At 66.7% G+C, this 15,584-nt stretch carries 13 protein-coding genes; 9 read left to right on the plus strand and 4 right to left on the minus strand.

Features of this window, described 5'->3' with window-relative positions; all coding sequences use genetic code 11:
• Window positions 1–39 precede the first annotated feature (39 nt).
• The 4 genes from FHT98_RS21060 (at window position 40) to FHT98_RS21075 (ending at window position 5,748) form a co-directional block, all read left to right on the plus strand.
• Complete coding sequence (locus FHT98_RS21060; protein ID WP_142115192.1) at window positions 40–831, plus strand: enoyl-CoA hydratase/isomerase family protein; 792 nt, start codon at window positions 40–42, stop codon at window positions 829–831.
• A gap of 109 nt (window positions 832–940) precedes the next feature.
• Window positions 941–1,411 (plus strand): MarR family winged helix-turn-helix transcriptional regulator, encoded by a 471-nt coding sequence (locus FHT98_RS21065; RefSeq protein ID WP_091855599.1) that lies wholly within the window; start codon window positions 941–943, stop codon window positions 1,409–1,411.
• Window positions 1,412–1,426: 15 nt separating this feature from the next.
• Window positions 1,427–2,620 (plus strand): efflux RND transporter periplasmic adaptor subunit, encoded by a 1,194-nt coding sequence (locus FHT98_RS21070; RefSeq protein WP_142115193.1) that lies wholly within the window; start codon window positions 1,427–1,429, stop codon window positions 2,618–2,620.
• Window positions 2,617–5,748 (plus strand): efflux RND transporter permease subunit, encoded by a 3,132-nt coding sequence (locus FHT98_RS21075; protein WP_142115194.1) that lies wholly within the window; start codon window positions 2,617–2,619, stop codon window positions 5,746–5,748. Before FHT98_RS21070 ends, FHT98_RS21075 begins: the two co-directional genes overlap by 4 nt.
• 240 nt (window positions 5,749–5,988) lie before the next feature.
• On the opposite strand, the gene FHT98_RS21080 is transcribed toward FHT98_RS21075, so the two are convergent.
• Window positions 5,989–7,227 (minus strand): aspartate kinase, encoded by a 1,239-nt coding sequence (locus tag FHT98_RS21080; protein ID WP_113587951.1) that lies wholly within the window; start codon window positions 7,225–7,227, stop codon window positions 5,989–5,991.
• Between the two features lie 132 nt (window positions 7,228–7,359).
• Between FHT98_RS21080 and ubiG the strand changes: the two genes are divergently transcribed.
• Window positions 7,360–8,121, plus strand: coding sequence for a bifunctional 2-polyprenyl-6-hydroxyphenol methylase/3-demethylubiquinol 3-O-methyltransferase UbiG (gene ubiG / locus FHT98_RS21085; protein ID WP_113587952.1), 762 nt, complete (start codon window positions 7,360–7,362; stop codon window positions 8,119–8,121).
• Window positions 8,122–8,157: 36 nt separating this feature from the next.
• Here ubiG and FHT98_RS21090 read toward each other — a convergent pair whose 3' ends face one another.
• Entirely contained in the window at window positions 8,158–8,460 is a 303-nt protein-coding gene (locus tag FHT98_RS21090; protein ID WP_142115195.1) for a hypothetical protein, read from the minus strand.
• 200 nt (window positions 8,461–8,660) lie between these two features.
• Between FHT98_RS21090 and ccrA the strand changes: the two genes are divergently transcribed.
• The 4 genes from ccrA to FHT98_RS21110 all read left to right on the plus strand — a co-directional run bounded on the left by ccrA (window position 8,661) and on the right by FHT98_RS21110 (window position 13,604).
• On the plus strand, window positions 8,661–9,932 hold the full coding sequence (gene ccrA, locus FHT98_RS21095) for a crotonyl-CoA carboxylase/reductase (RefSeq protein ID WP_142115196.1): 1,272 nt from the start codon (window positions 8,661–8,663) through the stop codon (window positions 9,930–9,932).
• A gap of 191 nt (window positions 9,933–10,123) precedes the next feature.
• Window positions 10,124–11,005: a DMT family transporter gene (locus tag FHT98_RS21100; RefSeq protein WP_142115197.1), complete on the plus strand. Its 882-nt coding sequence runs from the start codon at window positions 10,124–10,126 to the stop codon at window positions 11,003–11,005.
• Between the two features lie 80 nt (window positions 11,006–11,085).
• Complete coding sequence (locus FHT98_RS21105; protein WP_142115198.1) at window positions 11,086–12,762, plus strand: acyl-CoA dehydrogenase family protein; 1,677 nt, start codon at window positions 11,086–11,088, stop codon at window positions 12,760–12,762.
• 101 nt (window positions 12,763–12,863) lie between these two features.
• A complete protein-coding gene (locus FHT98_RS21110) occupies window positions 12,864–13,604 on the plus strand; it encodes an SIMPL domain-containing protein (protein ID WP_061964167.1) in 741 nt (246 codons plus the stop codon).
• A gap of 10 nt (window positions 13,605–13,614) precedes the next feature.
• On the opposite strand, the gene FHT98_RS21115 is transcribed toward FHT98_RS21110, so the two are convergent.
• A complete protein-coding gene (locus FHT98_RS21115; RefSeq protein ID WP_142115199.1) occupies window positions 13,615–14,520 on the minus strand; it encodes a hypothetical protein in 906 nt (301 codons plus the stop codon).
• On the minus strand, window positions 14,517–15,554 hold the full coding sequence (locus FHT98_RS21120) for an aspartate carbamoyltransferase (RefSeq protein ID WP_061964163.1): 1,038 nt from the start codon (window positions 15,552–15,554) through the stop codon (window positions 14,517–14,519). The genes FHT98_RS21115 and FHT98_RS21120 overlap by 4 nt, the downstream gene beginning before the upstream one ends.
• Window positions 15,555–15,584 lie beyond the last annotated feature (30 nt).

The raw sequence follows: 15,584 nt of genomic DNA on the forward strand, positions 1-15,584 counted from the left end.
TGCTAGCCTCGACGCGACCCTTCGCGCTTGGAGACCGCCATGTCCGACGCTTCCGATTCCGTTGAGCTCACCCGTGACGGCGGCGTCGCCATCCTGACGCTCAACCGGCCGGCCGTGCTGAACGCCATCGACGCGCCGATGGCCGAACGCTTCCTCGCGCAGGTGAAGGCGATCGCGGCCAGCGGCGACGTGCGTGCTATCCTGCTGCAAGGCAATGGCCGGGCGTTCTGCGCCGGCGGCGACGTCTCGCAGTTCCTCGTGGGCAGCGACATCGCGGCCGGCATCGAGGCGATCATGGCGCCGCTGCATGAGGCGCTGCGTCTGCTCGATTCCCTACCGCAGCCTTCGGTTGCATGCCTGCACGGGGCCATCGCCGGCGGCGGCTTCAGCCTCGCGCTGGCCTGCGATCTCGCCGTCGCGGCCGACGATGCCCGCTTCACCATGGCCTACGCCCGGATCGGCGCGACGCCCGATCTCGGCGGCACCTACCGGCTCGCCCGCCTCGTCGGTCAGCGCAAGGCGCGCGAGATCGCGCTTCTGGCGGAGACCTTCGGAGCGGAGGACGCGCTGAAGATCGGCCTCGTCAACCGCGTCGTGCCGGCTGCTCAGGCGCGCGACGAAGCCTTGGCGCTGGCCCGCAAGCTCGCGGCGGGGCCGACCGGCGCGTATGGCCGCATCCGCACCCTCCTGACGGAGGCGCCGGATGCCGATCTCGCTGACCATCTCGACGCGGAGCGCGATGCCTTCCGCGAGACGACGGCGACTGCCGATTTCCGCGAGGGTGTGACGGCCTTTCTGGAAAAGCGGTCAGCCGCGTTCACCGGCCGGTGATGGGCATGGCTGCAGCGCCTGTTCACCTTTGCGTGCGTTGCACAATCTGCTCCTGAAAATGCCGTAATCGCACATATGATAAGCAGGCTTACGGTTGGGAGGCCTGTGAATGAAACGACCCCTGCGGCGGGAACTGATGTTCCAGCTCGTCGAAACCTCGCGTCTGCTCAGGACCTATGTTGAGCAGCGCGCCCGCCAGCACGGCACAACGCGGGCGCAATGGGGCGTGATGTCCCGGCTCAGGCGGCAGGAAGGGCTGAACCAGGCCGCCCTTGCCGAGCAGATGGACCTTCAGCCGATCTCGCTCGCCCGCCTGCTCGACCGCTTGCAGAGCCAGAACCTGATCGAGCGCCGCGAAGACCCTGCCGACCGCCGCGCCTACCGTCTCTTTCTCACCCCGGAAGGCCGGGCGCTGGTCGACGATCTCGATTCGGTGCGCACCGAGATCGCTCAGGAGGTGCTCGGCGGCGTCGAAGAGGCGGCGATCCTGTCGGCGCTCGAAACCTTGTCCGCGATCCGCGAACAGACCCGTACCCGATCCGAAGACAAGGCGCCGGCCTCTGCCGGCAACGCAGCCTGAGCGAGTGGACAGACAATGAAGCGTTCAGGATTGATCATCGGCGTCATCGTCGTCGGCCTCGCTGGCGGCGGCGCCTGGTATTTGCATTCGCGCACTCCTGAGGCCGCTCGCAGCGCGCGCGGCGGGAGAGGCGAGGGGGCCGCCGTGGCGGTGGTGTCCGCCGCCGCGATCCAGGCCGATTTCCCGGTGCGCAAGCACGCCATCGGCTTCGTCGAGACACCGGCGAGCGTGCTCGTGCGCTCGCGCATCGACAGCCAGATCATGGCCCAGCACGTCACGGACGGACAGTTCGTCAAGGCCGGCGACCTGCTCTTCACCCTCGATGATCGCGACATCAAGGCCCAGATCGCCAAGGACGAGGCGATGCTGGCCCGCGACGAGGCGACCCATACCCGCAATCTCGCCGATCTCGACCGCTACAGGCAGCTCTTCGCCCGCAATGCCGGCACGCAGGCGCAGGTCGATCAGGCGACGGCCGACGAGCGCAGCTCCGCCGCCTCGATCCAGGGCGACCATGCGACGCTCGACGCCGACCGGCTCAAGCTGGGCTACACCCGCATCACCGCGCCGATCGACGGGCGCATCGGCACGGTGCAGGTCACGCCGGGCAATCTCGTCAATGCCAGCGCCAACAGCAATGGCACCGGCCTCCTGACCATCACCCAGATGAAGCCCCTGCGCGTCTCCTTCGCCATGCCGGAGAGCGAATTGCCGGTCTTGCAAGGGGCGCTCGCTGCCGCGAAGCCCGTTCCGGTGACCGCCCGTGTGCCGAATGCCGCCCGCACGGCGACTGAGGGCAAGCTAAACTTCGTCGATTCCACCGTCGACATCACTTCCGGCACGATCACCGCCAAGGCCGCCTTCGCCAATGACGATCTCAGCCTCTGGCCGGGGCAGTATGTCGATGTCGAGATCATCCCGGAGACACTCACGGGCGTCACGGTGATCCCGACCGTCGCGGTGCAGACTGGCCAGAAGGGCCCCTACGCCTTCGTCATGAAGCCGGATTCAACGGTCGATCTCCGCCAGATCAAGGTTGCGCTCTCTGATGGCGAACGCACCGCCGTCACCGAGGGCGTTGCGCCGGGCGAGCGCGTCGTCACCGACGGCCAGATGCGCCTGAAGCAGGGCACCAGGGTGCGCGAGCGTGCGACTGCGGGCGAGAAGCCGGCGCAGGCGACGCCGGTTGCGGAAGGCGCACGCTCATGAACGTCTCGGCCTTCTGTATCCGCCATCCCGTCGCGACCATCCTGATGTCGGTCTCGCTGGTGCTGGCGGGGCTGTTCGCATACCGCTTCCTCCCGGTCGCGGCGCTGCCGCGCGCCGAGTTCCCGGTCGTCAACGTCTCCGCGCAATTGCCCGGCGCCTCGCCGGACACCATGGCGACCTCGGTCGCGACGCCGCTGATCAAGCAGTTCGGCACCATCGCAGGCATCGACTCGATCTCGACCACCAACTCGCAGGGCTCGACCTCGATCGCGATCCAGTTCGTGTTGAACCGCGATATCGACGCGGCCGCTGCCGACGTGCAGGCCGCGATCGCCCGCACGCAGCGCCAATTGCCGGTCGAGATGACGACGCAGCCGAGCTACCGCAAGGTGAACCCGGCCGATGCGCCGATCATCCTGATGGCCCTGAAGAGCGACGTGGTGCCGCTCTCCCAGCTCGATGCCTTCGCCCAGCAGGTGATCTCGCCAGCGCTCTCGACCGTCGACGGCGTCGCGCAGGTGCTGATCTGGGGCAGCCAGAAATACGCGGTGCGCATCCAGATCGACCCGACCGCACTCGCCGCGCGTGGCATCGGCCTCGACGAATTGCAGGCTGCGATCACCGCGACCAACGCCAATACGCCGGTCGGCACCATCCAGAACACCGCCCAGCAGCTTACCATCCAGGCGAAGACGCAGCTCGCCGACGCCGCCCAGTTCGCCAATGTCATCATCACCACGCGCTCGGGCAAGCCGGTCCGGCTCGGCGACGTCGCCAAGGTGATCGACTCCGTCGAGAACACGCAGACCCGCAGCACTTATGACGGCACGCCCGCGATCGTGCTCGCCGTGCAGCGCCAGCCCGACGCCAACACCGTCGAGGTGGTCGATCGTGTCAAGGCGATGATCCCAGCCTTCGAGGACCAGTTGCCGGCGGCGGCCTCGCTCTCGCTGCTCAACGACCGCTCGACCTCGATCCGGCAGGCGGTGGAGGACGTGCAGTTCACGCTGCTTTTGACCATCGCGCTGGTCGTCATGGTGATCTTCGTCTTCCTGCGCCGGGTTGCCGCGACCTTCATCCCGGCCGTCGCGGTGCCGATCTCGATCATCGCCACGCTGGCGGTGATGTACCTGCTGAATTTCTCGATCGACAACATCTCGCTGCTCGGCCTCACGCTCTCGGTCGGCCTCGTCGTCGACGACGCCATCGTCATGCTCGAGAACATCGTCCGGCACATGGAGGAGGACGGTCTCTCCGCCTACGAGGCCTCTCTGAAGGGCGCGGGCGAGATCGGCTTCACCATCGTCTCGATCTCGCTCTCGCTGGTCGCGGTCTTCATCCCCGTGCTGCTGATGGGCGGCGTCATCGGCCGCATCTTCAATGAGTTCGCGGTGGTGGTGACGGTCTCGATCCTCGCTTCCGCCTTCGTCTCGCTGACGCTGACGCCGATGCTCTGCTCGCGCCTGCTCTCGGGCTATTCCGAGCACCACCAGGAGAACGCGCTCGGCCGCTGGCTGGAGAAGGGCTTCGACAAGCTCCTCGCCGGCTACGATGCCGGCTTGAAATTCTGCCTGCGCGTCCAGCCGCTGATGCTGCTCGCCTTCTTCCTGACCATGGCCGGCAGCGTCTGGCTGCTCCAGAGCGCGCCGAAGGGCTTCTTCCCGCAGGAGGATATCGGCCAGCTCCAGGTCTCGACCGAGGCGCGGCAGGACATCTCCTTCGAGGCGATGCAGAAGCTGCAGGCCGAGGTCGCGGATATCTTCCGCAAGTCGCCTTACGTTGCGCATGTCGCCTCGACCGTCGGCGGCAATGGCGGCGGCGGCAGCGCGCTCAATGCCGGCCGCCTCTTCGTCGAACTGAAGCCGCTCGACGAGCGGCCTCATATCCAGGCGGTGTTGGCCTCGCTCAGGCGCGATCTCGCCCAGGTGGCCGGCATCAACACCTATATGACCCCCGTACAGAATCTGCGCATCGGCGCACGCTCCTCGAAGAGCCAGTACCAGCTCGTCGTGCAGGGGCTCGACCAGCAGCAGATGAATGGCTGGGCGGTCCGCCTCGCCGACGCAATGAGCCGCGACCGCTCGGCCTTCGTCGATGTCACCACGGACCTGCAGGACAATGCCCTGCAGGCGACCGTCATCGTCGACCGCGACAAGGCCAATGCCCTCGGCATCGGCTCCGATATCCTGCGCTCGACGCTCTATTCCGGCTTCGGCGTCCGTCAGGTCTCGACGATCTACACCGCCGGCGATAGCTACGATGTGGTCGTCGAGTTCAACCCGAACGAGCACTGGACGCCCGAGCGGCTGAACGCCATCCGCATCCGCACCAGATCCGGCACGCTGGTGCCGCTGGGCGCCATCGCCCGAATCGAGCGTACGGCCGGCCAGCTCACCGTGAACCAGCTCGGCCAGCTTCCGGCGGTGACGATCTCCTACAACCTGCCGGCGGGCGTCGCGCTCGGCGACAGCGTCAACCGCATCGAGGCGATCAAGGACGAGCTCGGCCTGCCCAAATCGATCTCGACCACGCTCGCCGGCACCGCCAAGACCTTCCAGGACTCGCTCGCCAATCAGGGCCTGCTGATCGCCGGTGCGATCCTGACGATCTATATCGTGCTCGGCATCCTCTACGAGAGCTTCATCCACCCGCTGACGATCCTGACCGGCCTGCCGTCGGCGGCGGTCGGGGCGCTGGGAGCGCTCCGGCTCTTCGACCTCGAGCTCTCGGTCATCGCCATCATCGGCCTGCTGATGCTGATCGGCATCGTCAAGAAGAACGCGATCATGATGATCGACGTGGCGCTGGTGCTCAGGCGGGAGGGGAAATCGGCACAGGAGGCGATCCATCAGGCCTGCGTGATGCGCTTCCGGCCGATCCTGATGACGACGCTCGCTGCGCTGATGGGCACCTTGCCGATCGCGCTCGGCGCCGGCGCCAGCGCCGAACTGCGTCAGCCGCTCGGCATCGCCGTCGTCGGCGGCCTGATGATCTCTCAGGTGCTGACGCTGTTCATCACGCCCGTCCTGTTCCTCTACATGGACAGGCTGTCGGAAGGGCTGGTGAAGCTCGGCGGCTTCTTCCGCGGCACGAAGCACGCTCCGCCCGTCACGCATCCGGCGGAGTGAGCCGTTGTCCAGCCAAGAAGGGACTGCGTTGAAAACCTCTTCCGGTAGAAAGAGGGCAGGATAGGGGGAGGGGCCGTTGGACAGTTTGGCCGGAACCCACCCGCTCAACCGAGGAGGGAACGCTCTACCAGTCCAACGGCCCAAATTTCGCCGCCCGCCTCTCTCCCTCTTGCCGGAGAAAGGCCCGCGCGGCCTGTGTCGAGCCGGTCTCGTGGGAGAGGTATGAGTCCGATCGCGGCCTCAGGCCGCGTCGAGACCGTACAGCGAGTGCAGCGTGCGCACCGCGAGCTCGGTATAGGCGGCGTCGATCAGCACCGAGAACTTGATCTCGGAGGTTGTGATCGCGCGGATGTTGATGCCCTTCTCGGCCAGCGCGCGGAAAGCGCGGGCGGCGACGCCCGCATGCGAGCGCATGCCGACACCGATCGCCGAGATCTTCACCACATCGGTCGCGCCCTGGATCTCCTGGTAGGAGATCGTGTCGTGCTTGCTTTCGAGCAGCGCCTTGGCGCGCTCGTAATCGGCTGTCGGCACGGTGAAGGTGATGTCGGTCGTCGCCTGGTCGTCCGAGACGACCTGGATGATCATGTCGACATTGATGTTGGCATCAGCGAGCGGGCCGAAGATCGCCGCGGCGACGCCGGGCTGGTCAGCCACGCGGCGGAGGGTGATCTGGGCTTCGTCCCGGGAGAAGGCGATGCCGGTGACGATGGGCTGTTCCACGATGTCGTCCTCGTCGCAGATGAGGGTGCCAGGATTGGGGTTTTCGGGGTCGTCGAAGGAAGAGCGCACATAGGTCGGCACGCGCTGCGTCATGGCGATCTCGACCGAGCGCACCTGCAGCACCTTGGAGCCGAGCGAGGCCATTTCGAGCATTTCCTCGAAGGAGACCTTGTCCATGCGTTTGGCCTTCGGCACCACGCGCGGGTCGGTGGTGTAGACGCCGTCGACATCGGTGTAGATGTCGCAGCGATCGGCCTTGAGGCCGGCGGCGAGCGCGACCGCGCTGGTATCGGAACCGCCGCGGCCGAGCGTGACGATGCGGTGCGTGCGCGGATTGACGCCTTGGAAGCCGGAGCAGACCGCGATCTCGCGGTTGCGGTCGAAGCCCGCAAGAATGCCGGCGCCGTCGACGCTCTCGATCCGGGCCGAGCCATGCGCGTCGGAGCCGTAGAGCGGAATCTGCCAGCCCTGCCAGGAGCGCGCCGGCAGGCCCATCTCCTGCAGCACGATGGCCATCAGCCCGGAGGTGACCTGCTCGCCCGAGGCGACGACGGTATCGTACTCGGCCTGGTCGAAGGCCGGGGCCGCTTCCTTGCACCAGCCGACCAGCTCGTTGGTCTTGCCGGACATGGCGGAGACCACGATCGCGACCTCGTTGCCGGCGTCGAACTCGCGTTTGACGTGGCGCGCCGCGTTCTTGATGCGCTCGACGTTGGCGACTGAGGTGCCGCCGAATTTCATCACCAGACGGGCCATGACGGTCTTTTCGATAGCTGTCCCCGGCAAGCCGGGTCGAAAGGTCGCCCTCGCACTTGCCGCGGGGCGGGTGTAGATGACGGGCGTCAGGCGCGGTGTCAATGCGGCATCGCATCAGCGAAGGACCGGTTCATGGCGGCTGAGACCCAGCGCACAAGCTCGACGATCGACCCGGCCGAGGTTGCGCGCTTCGATGCGATCGCCCGCGACTGGTGGGACCCGAAGGGCCCGATGGCCGTCCTGCACAAGTTCAACCCGGTCCGGCTCGCCTTCGTCCGCGATGAGGCCTGCGCGCATTTCGGCCGCGATCCCAGGCGAATGCGGGCGCTGGACGGCCTGAGCCTCGTCGATATCGGCTGCGGCGGCGGCGTGCTCTCGGAGCCGCTCGCAAGGCTCGGCGCCGAGGTCACCGGCCTCGACCCGGCCCCGACCAATATCGCGGTTGCTCGTGCCCATGCCGAGAAGGGCGGGCTTTCGATCGACTATCGCGAGGAGACGATCGAGGCGGTGGTGGAATCCGGCAAGCGCTTCGACATCGTGCTGGCGATGGAGGTCGTCGAGCATGTCGCCGATGTCGAGGCGTTCGTTGCCGCCTGCTGCGCCGCGGTGAAGCCGGATGGCCTGCTCGTCATGGCGACGCTCAATCGCACGCTGAAATCCTATGCGCTGGCCATCGTCGGCGCCGAATATGTCCTGCGCTGGCTGCCGAAGGGCACGCATGACTGGGAAAAGTTCGTGACGCCGGCTGAACTCGGCGGCGCGATCGAAGGCAATGGCTTCGCGCTGGGAACGCAGACCGGGGTGGTCTTCAATCCGCTGACCGGCCGCTGGACCGCCGCGCGCGACATGGACGTGAACTACATGCTCGCCGCCAGCCGGGGTGGCCGGCCATAGCACGGGCTGGCCGAGCTTGGGCGTGAGAGATGTCTCTCACGGCCGGATGACGGCCATCCCGATCAGCAGCAGCAGGCCCGACCCTGTCGCGATCACGACCCGCAGGGCCTCGGCCGGAAAACGCGTCGGAATGCCGTAGCGGTGCCAGAGCCATGCGCCGGCGAAAGCGCCCACCAGCAGGATGCCGGTGTTCAGCATCACGCCGAAACCGCCGTCGCCGAGCAGCAGGTCGGCGAGCCAGCCGAACAGCATCGCGCCGAGCACGATCATCGCGAGGACGATGATCACGGACATCAGGGGCATATCGGGCAGGCCGACCATCAGGAACAAGCCGCGCATCGTTTCTCCTTGGCGCCGCGCAGGACGTCAGCATCTCAGCAAACGATGAAGAAAGCGCAAGCGCCGGAAAGAAAGGGTTTTGCGCTGCAATGTGATTCCTTAGAGTAATGGCGCAGCGCAGCATAAGGTGCATGATCGGCATCCCATACCGCCGACACGCTCCGGGCTGGGCAACGACGGAACAGAGCAGGGAGACGACCATGTCGAAGTCGCAGGCCGCCGTGAAGCCGCTCAAGGATCTCTACGAGCTCGACGAATTGCCGCCGCTCGGCCATGTCCCGGATAAGATGTATGCCTGGGCGATCCGGCGCGAGCGCCATGGCCCGCCGCAGGACTCGTTCCAGGTCGAGGTCGTGCCGACCTGGTCGATCGGCGAGGAGGAGGTCCTGCTCCTCGTGATGGCCGGCGGTGTCAACTACAACGGCATCTGGGCGGGCCTGGGCCAGCCGATTTCGCCCTTCGACGTGCACAAGGCGCCGTTCCATGTCGCCGGTTCCGATTGCGCTGGCATCGTCTGGGCCGTCGGCTCCAAGGTGAAGCGCTGGAAGGTCGGCGACGAGGTCATCGTCCACTGCAACCAGGACGATGGTGACGACGAGGAGTGCAATGGCGGCGACCCGATGTTCTCGTCGACCCAGCGCATCTGGGGCTACGAGACGCCGGACGGCTCCTTCGCGCAATTCTGCCGGGTGCAGTCGCGCCAGCTCATGCAAAAGCCCAGGCACCTCGCCTGGGAGGAGGCTGCCTGCTACACGCTGACGCTGGCCACCGCCTATCGCATGCTGTTCGGCCATGCCCCGCACACGATCAAGCCGGGCGACAACGTTCTCGTCTGGGGCGCTTCGGGCGGCCTCGGCGTCTTCGGCGTCCAGCTCTGCGCGGCCTCCGGCGCCAACGCTATCGGCGTGATCTCGGACGAGACCAAGCGCGACTACGTGCTCGGCCTCGGGGCCAAGGGCGTGATCAACCGCAAGGACTTCAACTGCTGGGGCCAGATGCCCAAGGTCAATTCGCCCGAGTACAACGAGTGGACCAAGGAGGCCCGCAAGTTCGGCAAGGCGATCTGGGACATCACCGGCAAGAAGGATGTCGACATCGTCTTCGAGCATCCGGGCGAGGCGACCTTTCCCGTCTCCTGCCTCGTCGCCAAGCGCGGCGGCATGGTGGTGTTCTGCGCGGGCACCTCGGGCTTCAACATCACCTTCGACGCCCGCTATGTCTGGATGCGGCAGAAGCGCGTGCAAGGCTCGCATTTCGCCCATCTCAAGCAGGCGAGCGCGGCGAACCAGTTCGTCATCGACAGGCGCATCGACCCCTGCATGTCCGAGGTCTTCCCCTGGGACAAGATCCCGCTCGCCCATCACAAGATGTGGAAGAACGAGCATGCGCCGGGCAACATGTCCGTGCTGGTCTATGCGCCGCGCACGGGCCTGCGGACCTATGAGGATGTTGCCGAGGCGCTGGCCGGCTGAGCGTCGCGGAAGGGCGGTGGGCGTAAACGGCTTGTAATACGCAATCGGATTTTCTGTTCCGAGGCTGCGAATTGTCGTCGGTCCGCGATTGAACCCATCGACGATGGAAGCATGGGGTGGGGGCGCTGGCGCTCTGTCAGGTGCCGTCGATTGGCGCTAGAGACGGTGAGGTCCAGCGGTTCCGGGTTTCGATGTCCTCGCCTCTCATTCTGCGCGCGATACCGCTGCTCTTCACCTTCCTCTGGTCCACGGGCTGGGTGGTCGCCGGCTATTCGGCCCGCCATGCCGATGCCCTGACCTTCCTCGTCGTGCGCTTCTCCTGCGCCGCGGCGCTGCTGACGCTGATCGCGCTTGCGACCGGCGCGCCCTGGCCGCGCAGCCGCCGCGCCGTCATCGACGTGGCGATCACCGGCATCCTGCTGCACGGCATCTATCTCGCCGGCGTCTGGTGGGCGGTGCGCCATGGCCTGCCTGCCGGCATTTCCGGCCTGATCGCAGGGCTGCAGCCGATCCTGACGGCGCTCTTCGCGCCGGCCTTGGTCGGCGAGCGTATTTCCGGCCTACGTTGGCTCGGCATCGCCTGCGGCTTCCTCGGGATCGCACTGGTGCTGGAGCCGCAGCTCGCCAATGTCGAGCCGGCCGCGCTCTGGGGCATCGCCGTGCCGATGCTGATCAATATCGGCGGCATGTTCGCGGTGACCTTCGGTTCGTTCTACCAGAAGGCGCGGGTCGTCTCCGGCGACCTGCGGACGATCACCGCGATCCAGTATGTCGCGGCAGGGCTTGTCGTGCTGCCCTTCGCGGTGGCCTTCGAGCCGATGCGGATCGACTGGAACCTGACCATGCTGCTCGTGCTGGCCTGGTCGGTGATCGTGCTCTCGATCGGCAGCATCTGGCTCTATCTGTTCATGCTCCGGCGCGGCGAGGTCTCGCGCATCGTCACCTTCCTCTATCTGGTGCCGGCGCTCGTCGCGGTCGAGGCGTGGCTGCTCTTCGGGGAGACGCTGACCCCGCTCCAGATTGGCGGCATGGCCGTGACGATCCTCGGCGTCGTGCTCGCCAGCCGGAAGTAGGCTTCTCCCCAAAAAGGAGGGTTTCGGTTTCCTTCGATCTCGCTTTATGCTGCGTCGCAACAAAGGGAGGGTCGAAGACCATGAACGCCAATACGGCCGCAAAGGCTGAGAATCGCGCGAATGCGATCGCGCTGATCGCGGCGGCGCTGCCGGGCTTCGAAACCCTGTTCCAGGAGGCCGTTGCGGCAGTGCGGCAGAAGGTGCTGGTCGATGGCCGCATCTCCTCCGCCCGCCTGGAGGCCGAGCAGCACGCCGCCCACGGGCTGTCCTGGCTCGCGACCTACGTCACGGCCCTGCGCGAACTCAAGGCCTATGGCGAGCGCCTTGAGGCCGAAGGCCGCTACGGCGCCGTCGAGGATTACGCCCTGCGCATCGGCGCTGGCGAGTACGCCGCCCAGATCTTCGGCGGCATTCCGATGAGCCAGGGCGAGATCGTCAGGCTGCCGGCGCTTGGCCTGTCGCAGAAAGCCATTGCCGCCGCCGGCTCGGCAGCCGTCGATGCCCTGATCGCCGATGGCAACACGCCCGAGAACCGAGCCCGCTTCGTCGCCCTGTTCAGCCAGGACCAGGGTGCGGCCAGCATCGGCGACACCGGCCTCGACGAGACGCTCGAAGCGATCCGTTCGGAGATGCGCCGCTTCTGCGCCGCCGAGGTCACGCCGCATGCCCATGAATGGCATCTGGAGAACGAATACATCCCGATGCCGGTGGTCGAGAAGATGGCCGAGCTCGGCGTCTTCGGCCTGACCATCCCCGAGGAGTTCGGCGGCATGGGCCTGTCGAAGGTCTCGATGTGCGTCGTCTCGGAGGAGCTGTCGCGGGGCTATATCGGCGTCGGCTCACTCGGCACGCGTTCCGAGATCGCGGCGGAGCTGATCCTTTGCGGCGGCACGCCCGCGCAGAAGGAGAAGTGGCTGCCGAAGATCGCTTCCGGCGAGGTCCTGCCGACCGCCGTCTTCACTGAGCCCAATACCGGCTCCGACCTCGCCTCTCTGCGAACCAAGGCGGTGAAGGAGGGCGATGTCTGGAAGGTCCATGGCAACAAGACCTGGATCACCCATCCCGTCCGCGCCGACATCATGACGCTGCTGGTGCGTACCGATCCGTCGGAGCCCGGCTACAAGGGCCTCTCGATGCTGATCGCCGAGAAGCCGCGCGGCAGCGATGCCGATCCGTTCCCGGTCGAAGGGCTCACCGGCGGCGAGATCGAGGTGCTCGGCTATCGCGGCATGAAGGAATACGAGCTCGCCTTCGACGGTTTCGAGGTGAAGGGCGAAAACCTGCTCGGCGGCGTGCCGGGCCAGGGCTTCAAGCAATTGATGCAGACCTTCGAGGCGGCCCGCATCCAGACCGCGGCGCGCGCCATCGGCGTGGCGCAGTCGGCCTTCGATCTCGGTTTGCGCTATGCGCAGGAGCGCATCCAGTTCGGCAAGCCGCTGATCGCCTTCCCGCGTGTCGCCGACAAGCTCGCGATGATGGCGGCCGAGATCCTGATCGCCCGGCAGCTCACCTATTTCGCGGCGCGTGAGAAGGATGCCGACCGGCGCTGCGATCTGGAGGCCGGCATGGCCAAGCTGCTCGGCGCCCGAGTCGCCTGGGCAGCCGCCGACAACGCCCTCCAGATCCATGGCGGCAACGGCTTCGCGCTGGAATACCCGGTCAGCCGTGTGCTCTGCGACGCCCGCATCCTCAACATCTTCGAGGGCGCGGCCGAGATCCAGGCGCAGGTGATCGCGCGCCGGCTGGTCGAGGAATAGAGCATCGCGGCGGCCTGCCGCGTCGCATCGTGATAATTTCGACAAGATGTCCTTGCTCGGATGCGCGGCCGGCCGATGGAGCCGGCAGATCAGGAGACATCATGTCGAATCGCCTTGCCTTCGCTCTGGCCGGAACCGTGCTCGTCGGCGCCGCCGCGCTGCTCTCCGCTCCCGCGATGGCCCAGCAGAATCCGGCCGGTCAGCAGCCGAGCCCGCGCATCAGCGTGATCGGGGAAGGCGAGGTCGGCGTCGCGCCGGACATGGCGATCCTCAACCTCACCGTCCTGCGCGAGGCCGATACGGCCCGAGCTGCACTCACCGCCAACAACGAGGCGATGAAGCAGGTGCTGGCCGCGCTGAAGGAAGCTGGAATCGCCGAGCGCGATCTCCAGACCGCAGGTCTCAACATCCAGCCGCGCTATACCCAGCCCGGCAAGGACCGCAATGGCGAACCGAAGATCGTGGGCTACAGCGTCAGCAACGCGCTGACCGTGCGCGTGCGCAATCTCGCGGATGCCGGCGGCATTCTCGACAAGGTGGTGGGGCTCGGCGTCAACCAGGGCGGCGGCATCGCCTTCGTCAAGGACGATATCAAGCCGACGCTCACCGAGGCGCGCAAGCGCGCCGTTGCCGATGCGGTGGCACGTGCCAAGACGCTGGCGGAAGCGGCCGATGTGAAGCTCGGCAAGATCCTGTCGATCGAGGAGCAGTCGATCATGCCGCGCCCGATGCCCTATGGCGGTGGCGTGCGCATGGCGGCGAAGGATGCCTCCGTGCCTCTGGAAAGCGGCGAGAGCACCTACCGGACGCAGGTCAACGTGATCTTCGAGATCGCGCCCTGACCTCGCGTTTCTAGGCGCGCCCGGCCTGTTCCGGGCGCAGCTTCGATCCGGGGGCGGCCGGCAAACTGGTGATGACGACGCCGCAGAGGACCCAGAGCCCCGGCAGCAGAAGCTCGGACGGCGGCAATTCCGCCAGCAGGAGATAGGCGGCGAGCGTGATCAGCGGCACGCGCAAGGTGTCGCCGCTGCAAAGTTGCAGCGGCGTGGCATGGCGGGAGGCGTTGGCGAGCGCGGCCTGCGAGACGAAGCCGCCGACGATCAGCGCGAGCACGGCGCCGCCGATCACGGCAAGCTCGGGCAAGGCGAAGGCCAGCCGGTACGGCTGGGGCGGCGGCGACCACTGCTCCGGCACGAAGAACCAGAGCAGCAGATAAAGCGGCAGCTGGATCGTATGCATCAGCAGCACGATGGACAGCGTGCTGCGCTGTGCCGCCAGCCGAGCCAGCATGAGATTGGTGCTGGTCAGCGCCGCGACGGCGCCGATGGCGATGGCGAGGTCGCGATTGGGGACGGCGTCGAGCCGGAACACCAGCAAGCCGATGCCGGTCGCGAGCACGGCAAGGCCGACGGTTGCACCGGTGCTGGGTCGGCGGCGCAGGACCAGGAAGAGCAGCACGCCTGCGAAGAGCGGACCGGTGAACTCGATGGTGGTGACGAGCGCGAGCGGCAGGTGCGCCAGGCTCCAGATCAGCGCGAGCGAGCCGACGAGATGCAGGATGCTGCGGGCGATATCCTCGCGCAGCTTCGGGGGGAGAATGGTGCGACGCTGTTCCGCTCCGCCGGCCCAGACGGCCGAGCCTGCGATGGCAAGGCTGCCGATCGAGCGCAAGAGCCCGATCTCGATGACGGTGAGATAGCCCGAGAGCAGCCGGATGGAGAGAGCGATCGCGAGATAGGAGGCGAGATAGGCGCTCATCCACCCGAGGAAGGCCGGAAATCCTCGACCTGCCCCGTCCAGGGAATGCCCAGCAACATGCGCTCCAGGATGGCCATTCGCATCGGCACGGAGAGCTGGACCTGACGGAAATAGCCTGCGTTCGGGAGGCTGTCGCATGAGGTGTCGAGCTCCGAGAAGCGCGGAAGAGGGTTGAGGATCAGTGTGTCCGAACGGGCATCCAGGACCTTGCGGGCGGTCAGTGTGAAGGGCTCGCTCTCTTTTTCCTTGTCGACGGCTTCGTTGCCGAGGGAGGCGTGGGCGAATTTGCTCATGTCCTGCATCTGGATGCTGAGCACGTCATGGTCGAGCGTATGGCGGATGTCGTGGACGAGCCCGACCTGCGTGCCGAGATCGGCGAGCACGGTCATCGCCTCGCGCATCGCCGGGTTGAGCGGCGTATCCGGCAGGCAGCACAGCGTGAAGCGCTTCGGCGGGGAAAGGCGCAGCATCTTCACGAAGGAGATCGCGAAGCGGGCGCGTGAATCGCTCGACAGGGCGATGCTGAGATTCTCGATCGCGCCGCGCATCTGCCGGATCGCGAAGATGTCGACCAGAGCCTGGGTCGGGTGCTCGTCGGCGCCGTTGCCGGCATTGATGACCGGCAGATAGCTCAGCCGCCCGACGCGGTAGGGCATGTCCTCCATATGCGAGCGCACGATCAGCACGTCGCTGTAGAGCTCGACCGTATGGATATGGTCCTCGATCGATTCGCCGGTATCGGTGCCCATGCGGCTGCGGTCGGTGTCATAGGCGTCAATTGACTGGTGACCGAGCCGGGCGGCCGCGGTCTGGAAGCCGAGGCGGGTGCGTGTGCTGCGCTGGTCGAACAGGGTGGCGATCACCTTCGGCCGGCGGCGCGGGGCGGGCGGCTGCTCGGGCAGGGGCAGGCCGGCTTTTTCCAGCTCTTCTTCGTGGAGATGCCGCTCGGCGCGCGCGATGATGTCGTCGAGATCGAAGCGCGAGACGGCATCGGCGCTCAGCAGATCCTTCCCGCTCGGATAGTTCGGGCGCATCAGGGCCTCCGGCTCGCGCGATCGTCTGCG

Source organism: Allobosea sp. AK1, assembly GCF_006714945.1.
Taxonomy (GTDB): Bacteria; Pseudomonadota; Alphaproteobacteria; order Rhizobiales; family Beijerinckiaceae; genus Allobosea; species Allobosea robiniae.

Bases quoted from the DNA above. Each gene is read 5' to 3' on its own strand.
- FHT98_RS21060 (WP_142115192.1), top strand. From the start codon at position 40: ATGTCCGACGCTTCCGATTCCGTTGAGCTCACCCGTGACGGCGGCGTC.
- FHT98_RS21065 (WP_091855599.1), top strand. From the start codon at position 941: ATGAAACGACCCCTGCGGCGGGAACTGATGTTCCAGCTCGTCGAAACC.
- FHT98_RS21070 (WP_142115193.1), top strand. From the start codon at position 1,427: ATGAAGCGTTCAGGATTGATCATCGGCGTCATCGTCGTCGGCCTCGCT.
- FHT98_RS21075 (WP_142115194.1), top strand. From the start codon at position 2,617: ATGAACGTCTCGGCCTTCTGTATCCGCCATCCCGTCGCGACCATCCTG.
- FHT98_RS21080 (WP_113587951.1), bottom strand. From the start codon at position 7,227: ATGGCCCGTCTGGTGATGAAATTCGGCGGCACCTCAGTCGCCAACGTC.
- ubiG (WP_113587952.1), top strand. From the start codon at position 7,360: ATGGCGGCTGAGACCCAGCGCACAAGCTCGACGATCGACCCGGCCGAG.
- FHT98_RS21090 (WP_142115195.1), bottom strand. From the start codon at position 8,460: ATGCGCGGCTTGTTCCTGATGGTCGGCCTGCCCGATATGCCCCTGATG.
- ccrA (WP_142115196.1), top strand. From the start codon at position 8,661: ATGTCGAAGTCGCAGGCCGCCGTGAAGCCGCTCAAGGATCTCTACGAG.
- FHT98_RS21100 (WP_142115197.1), top strand. From the start codon at position 10,124: ATGTCCTCGCCTCTCATTCTGCGCGCGATACCGCTGCTCTTCACCTTC.
- FHT98_RS21105 (WP_142115198.1), top strand. From the start codon at position 11,086: ATGAACGCCAATACGGCCGCAAAGGCTGAGAATCGCGCGAATGCGATC.
- FHT98_RS21110 (WP_061964167.1), top strand. From the start codon at position 12,864: ATGTCGAATCGCCTTGCCTTCGCTCTGGCCGGAACCGTGCTCGTCGGC.
- FHT98_RS21115 (WP_142115199.1), bottom strand. From the start codon at position 14,520: ATGAGCGCCTATCTCGCCTCCTATCTCGCGATCGCTCTCTCCATCCGG.
- FHT98_RS21120 (WP_061964163.1), bottom strand. From the start codon at position 15,554: ATGCGCCCGAACTATCCGAGCGGGAAGGATCTGCTGAGCGCCGATGCC.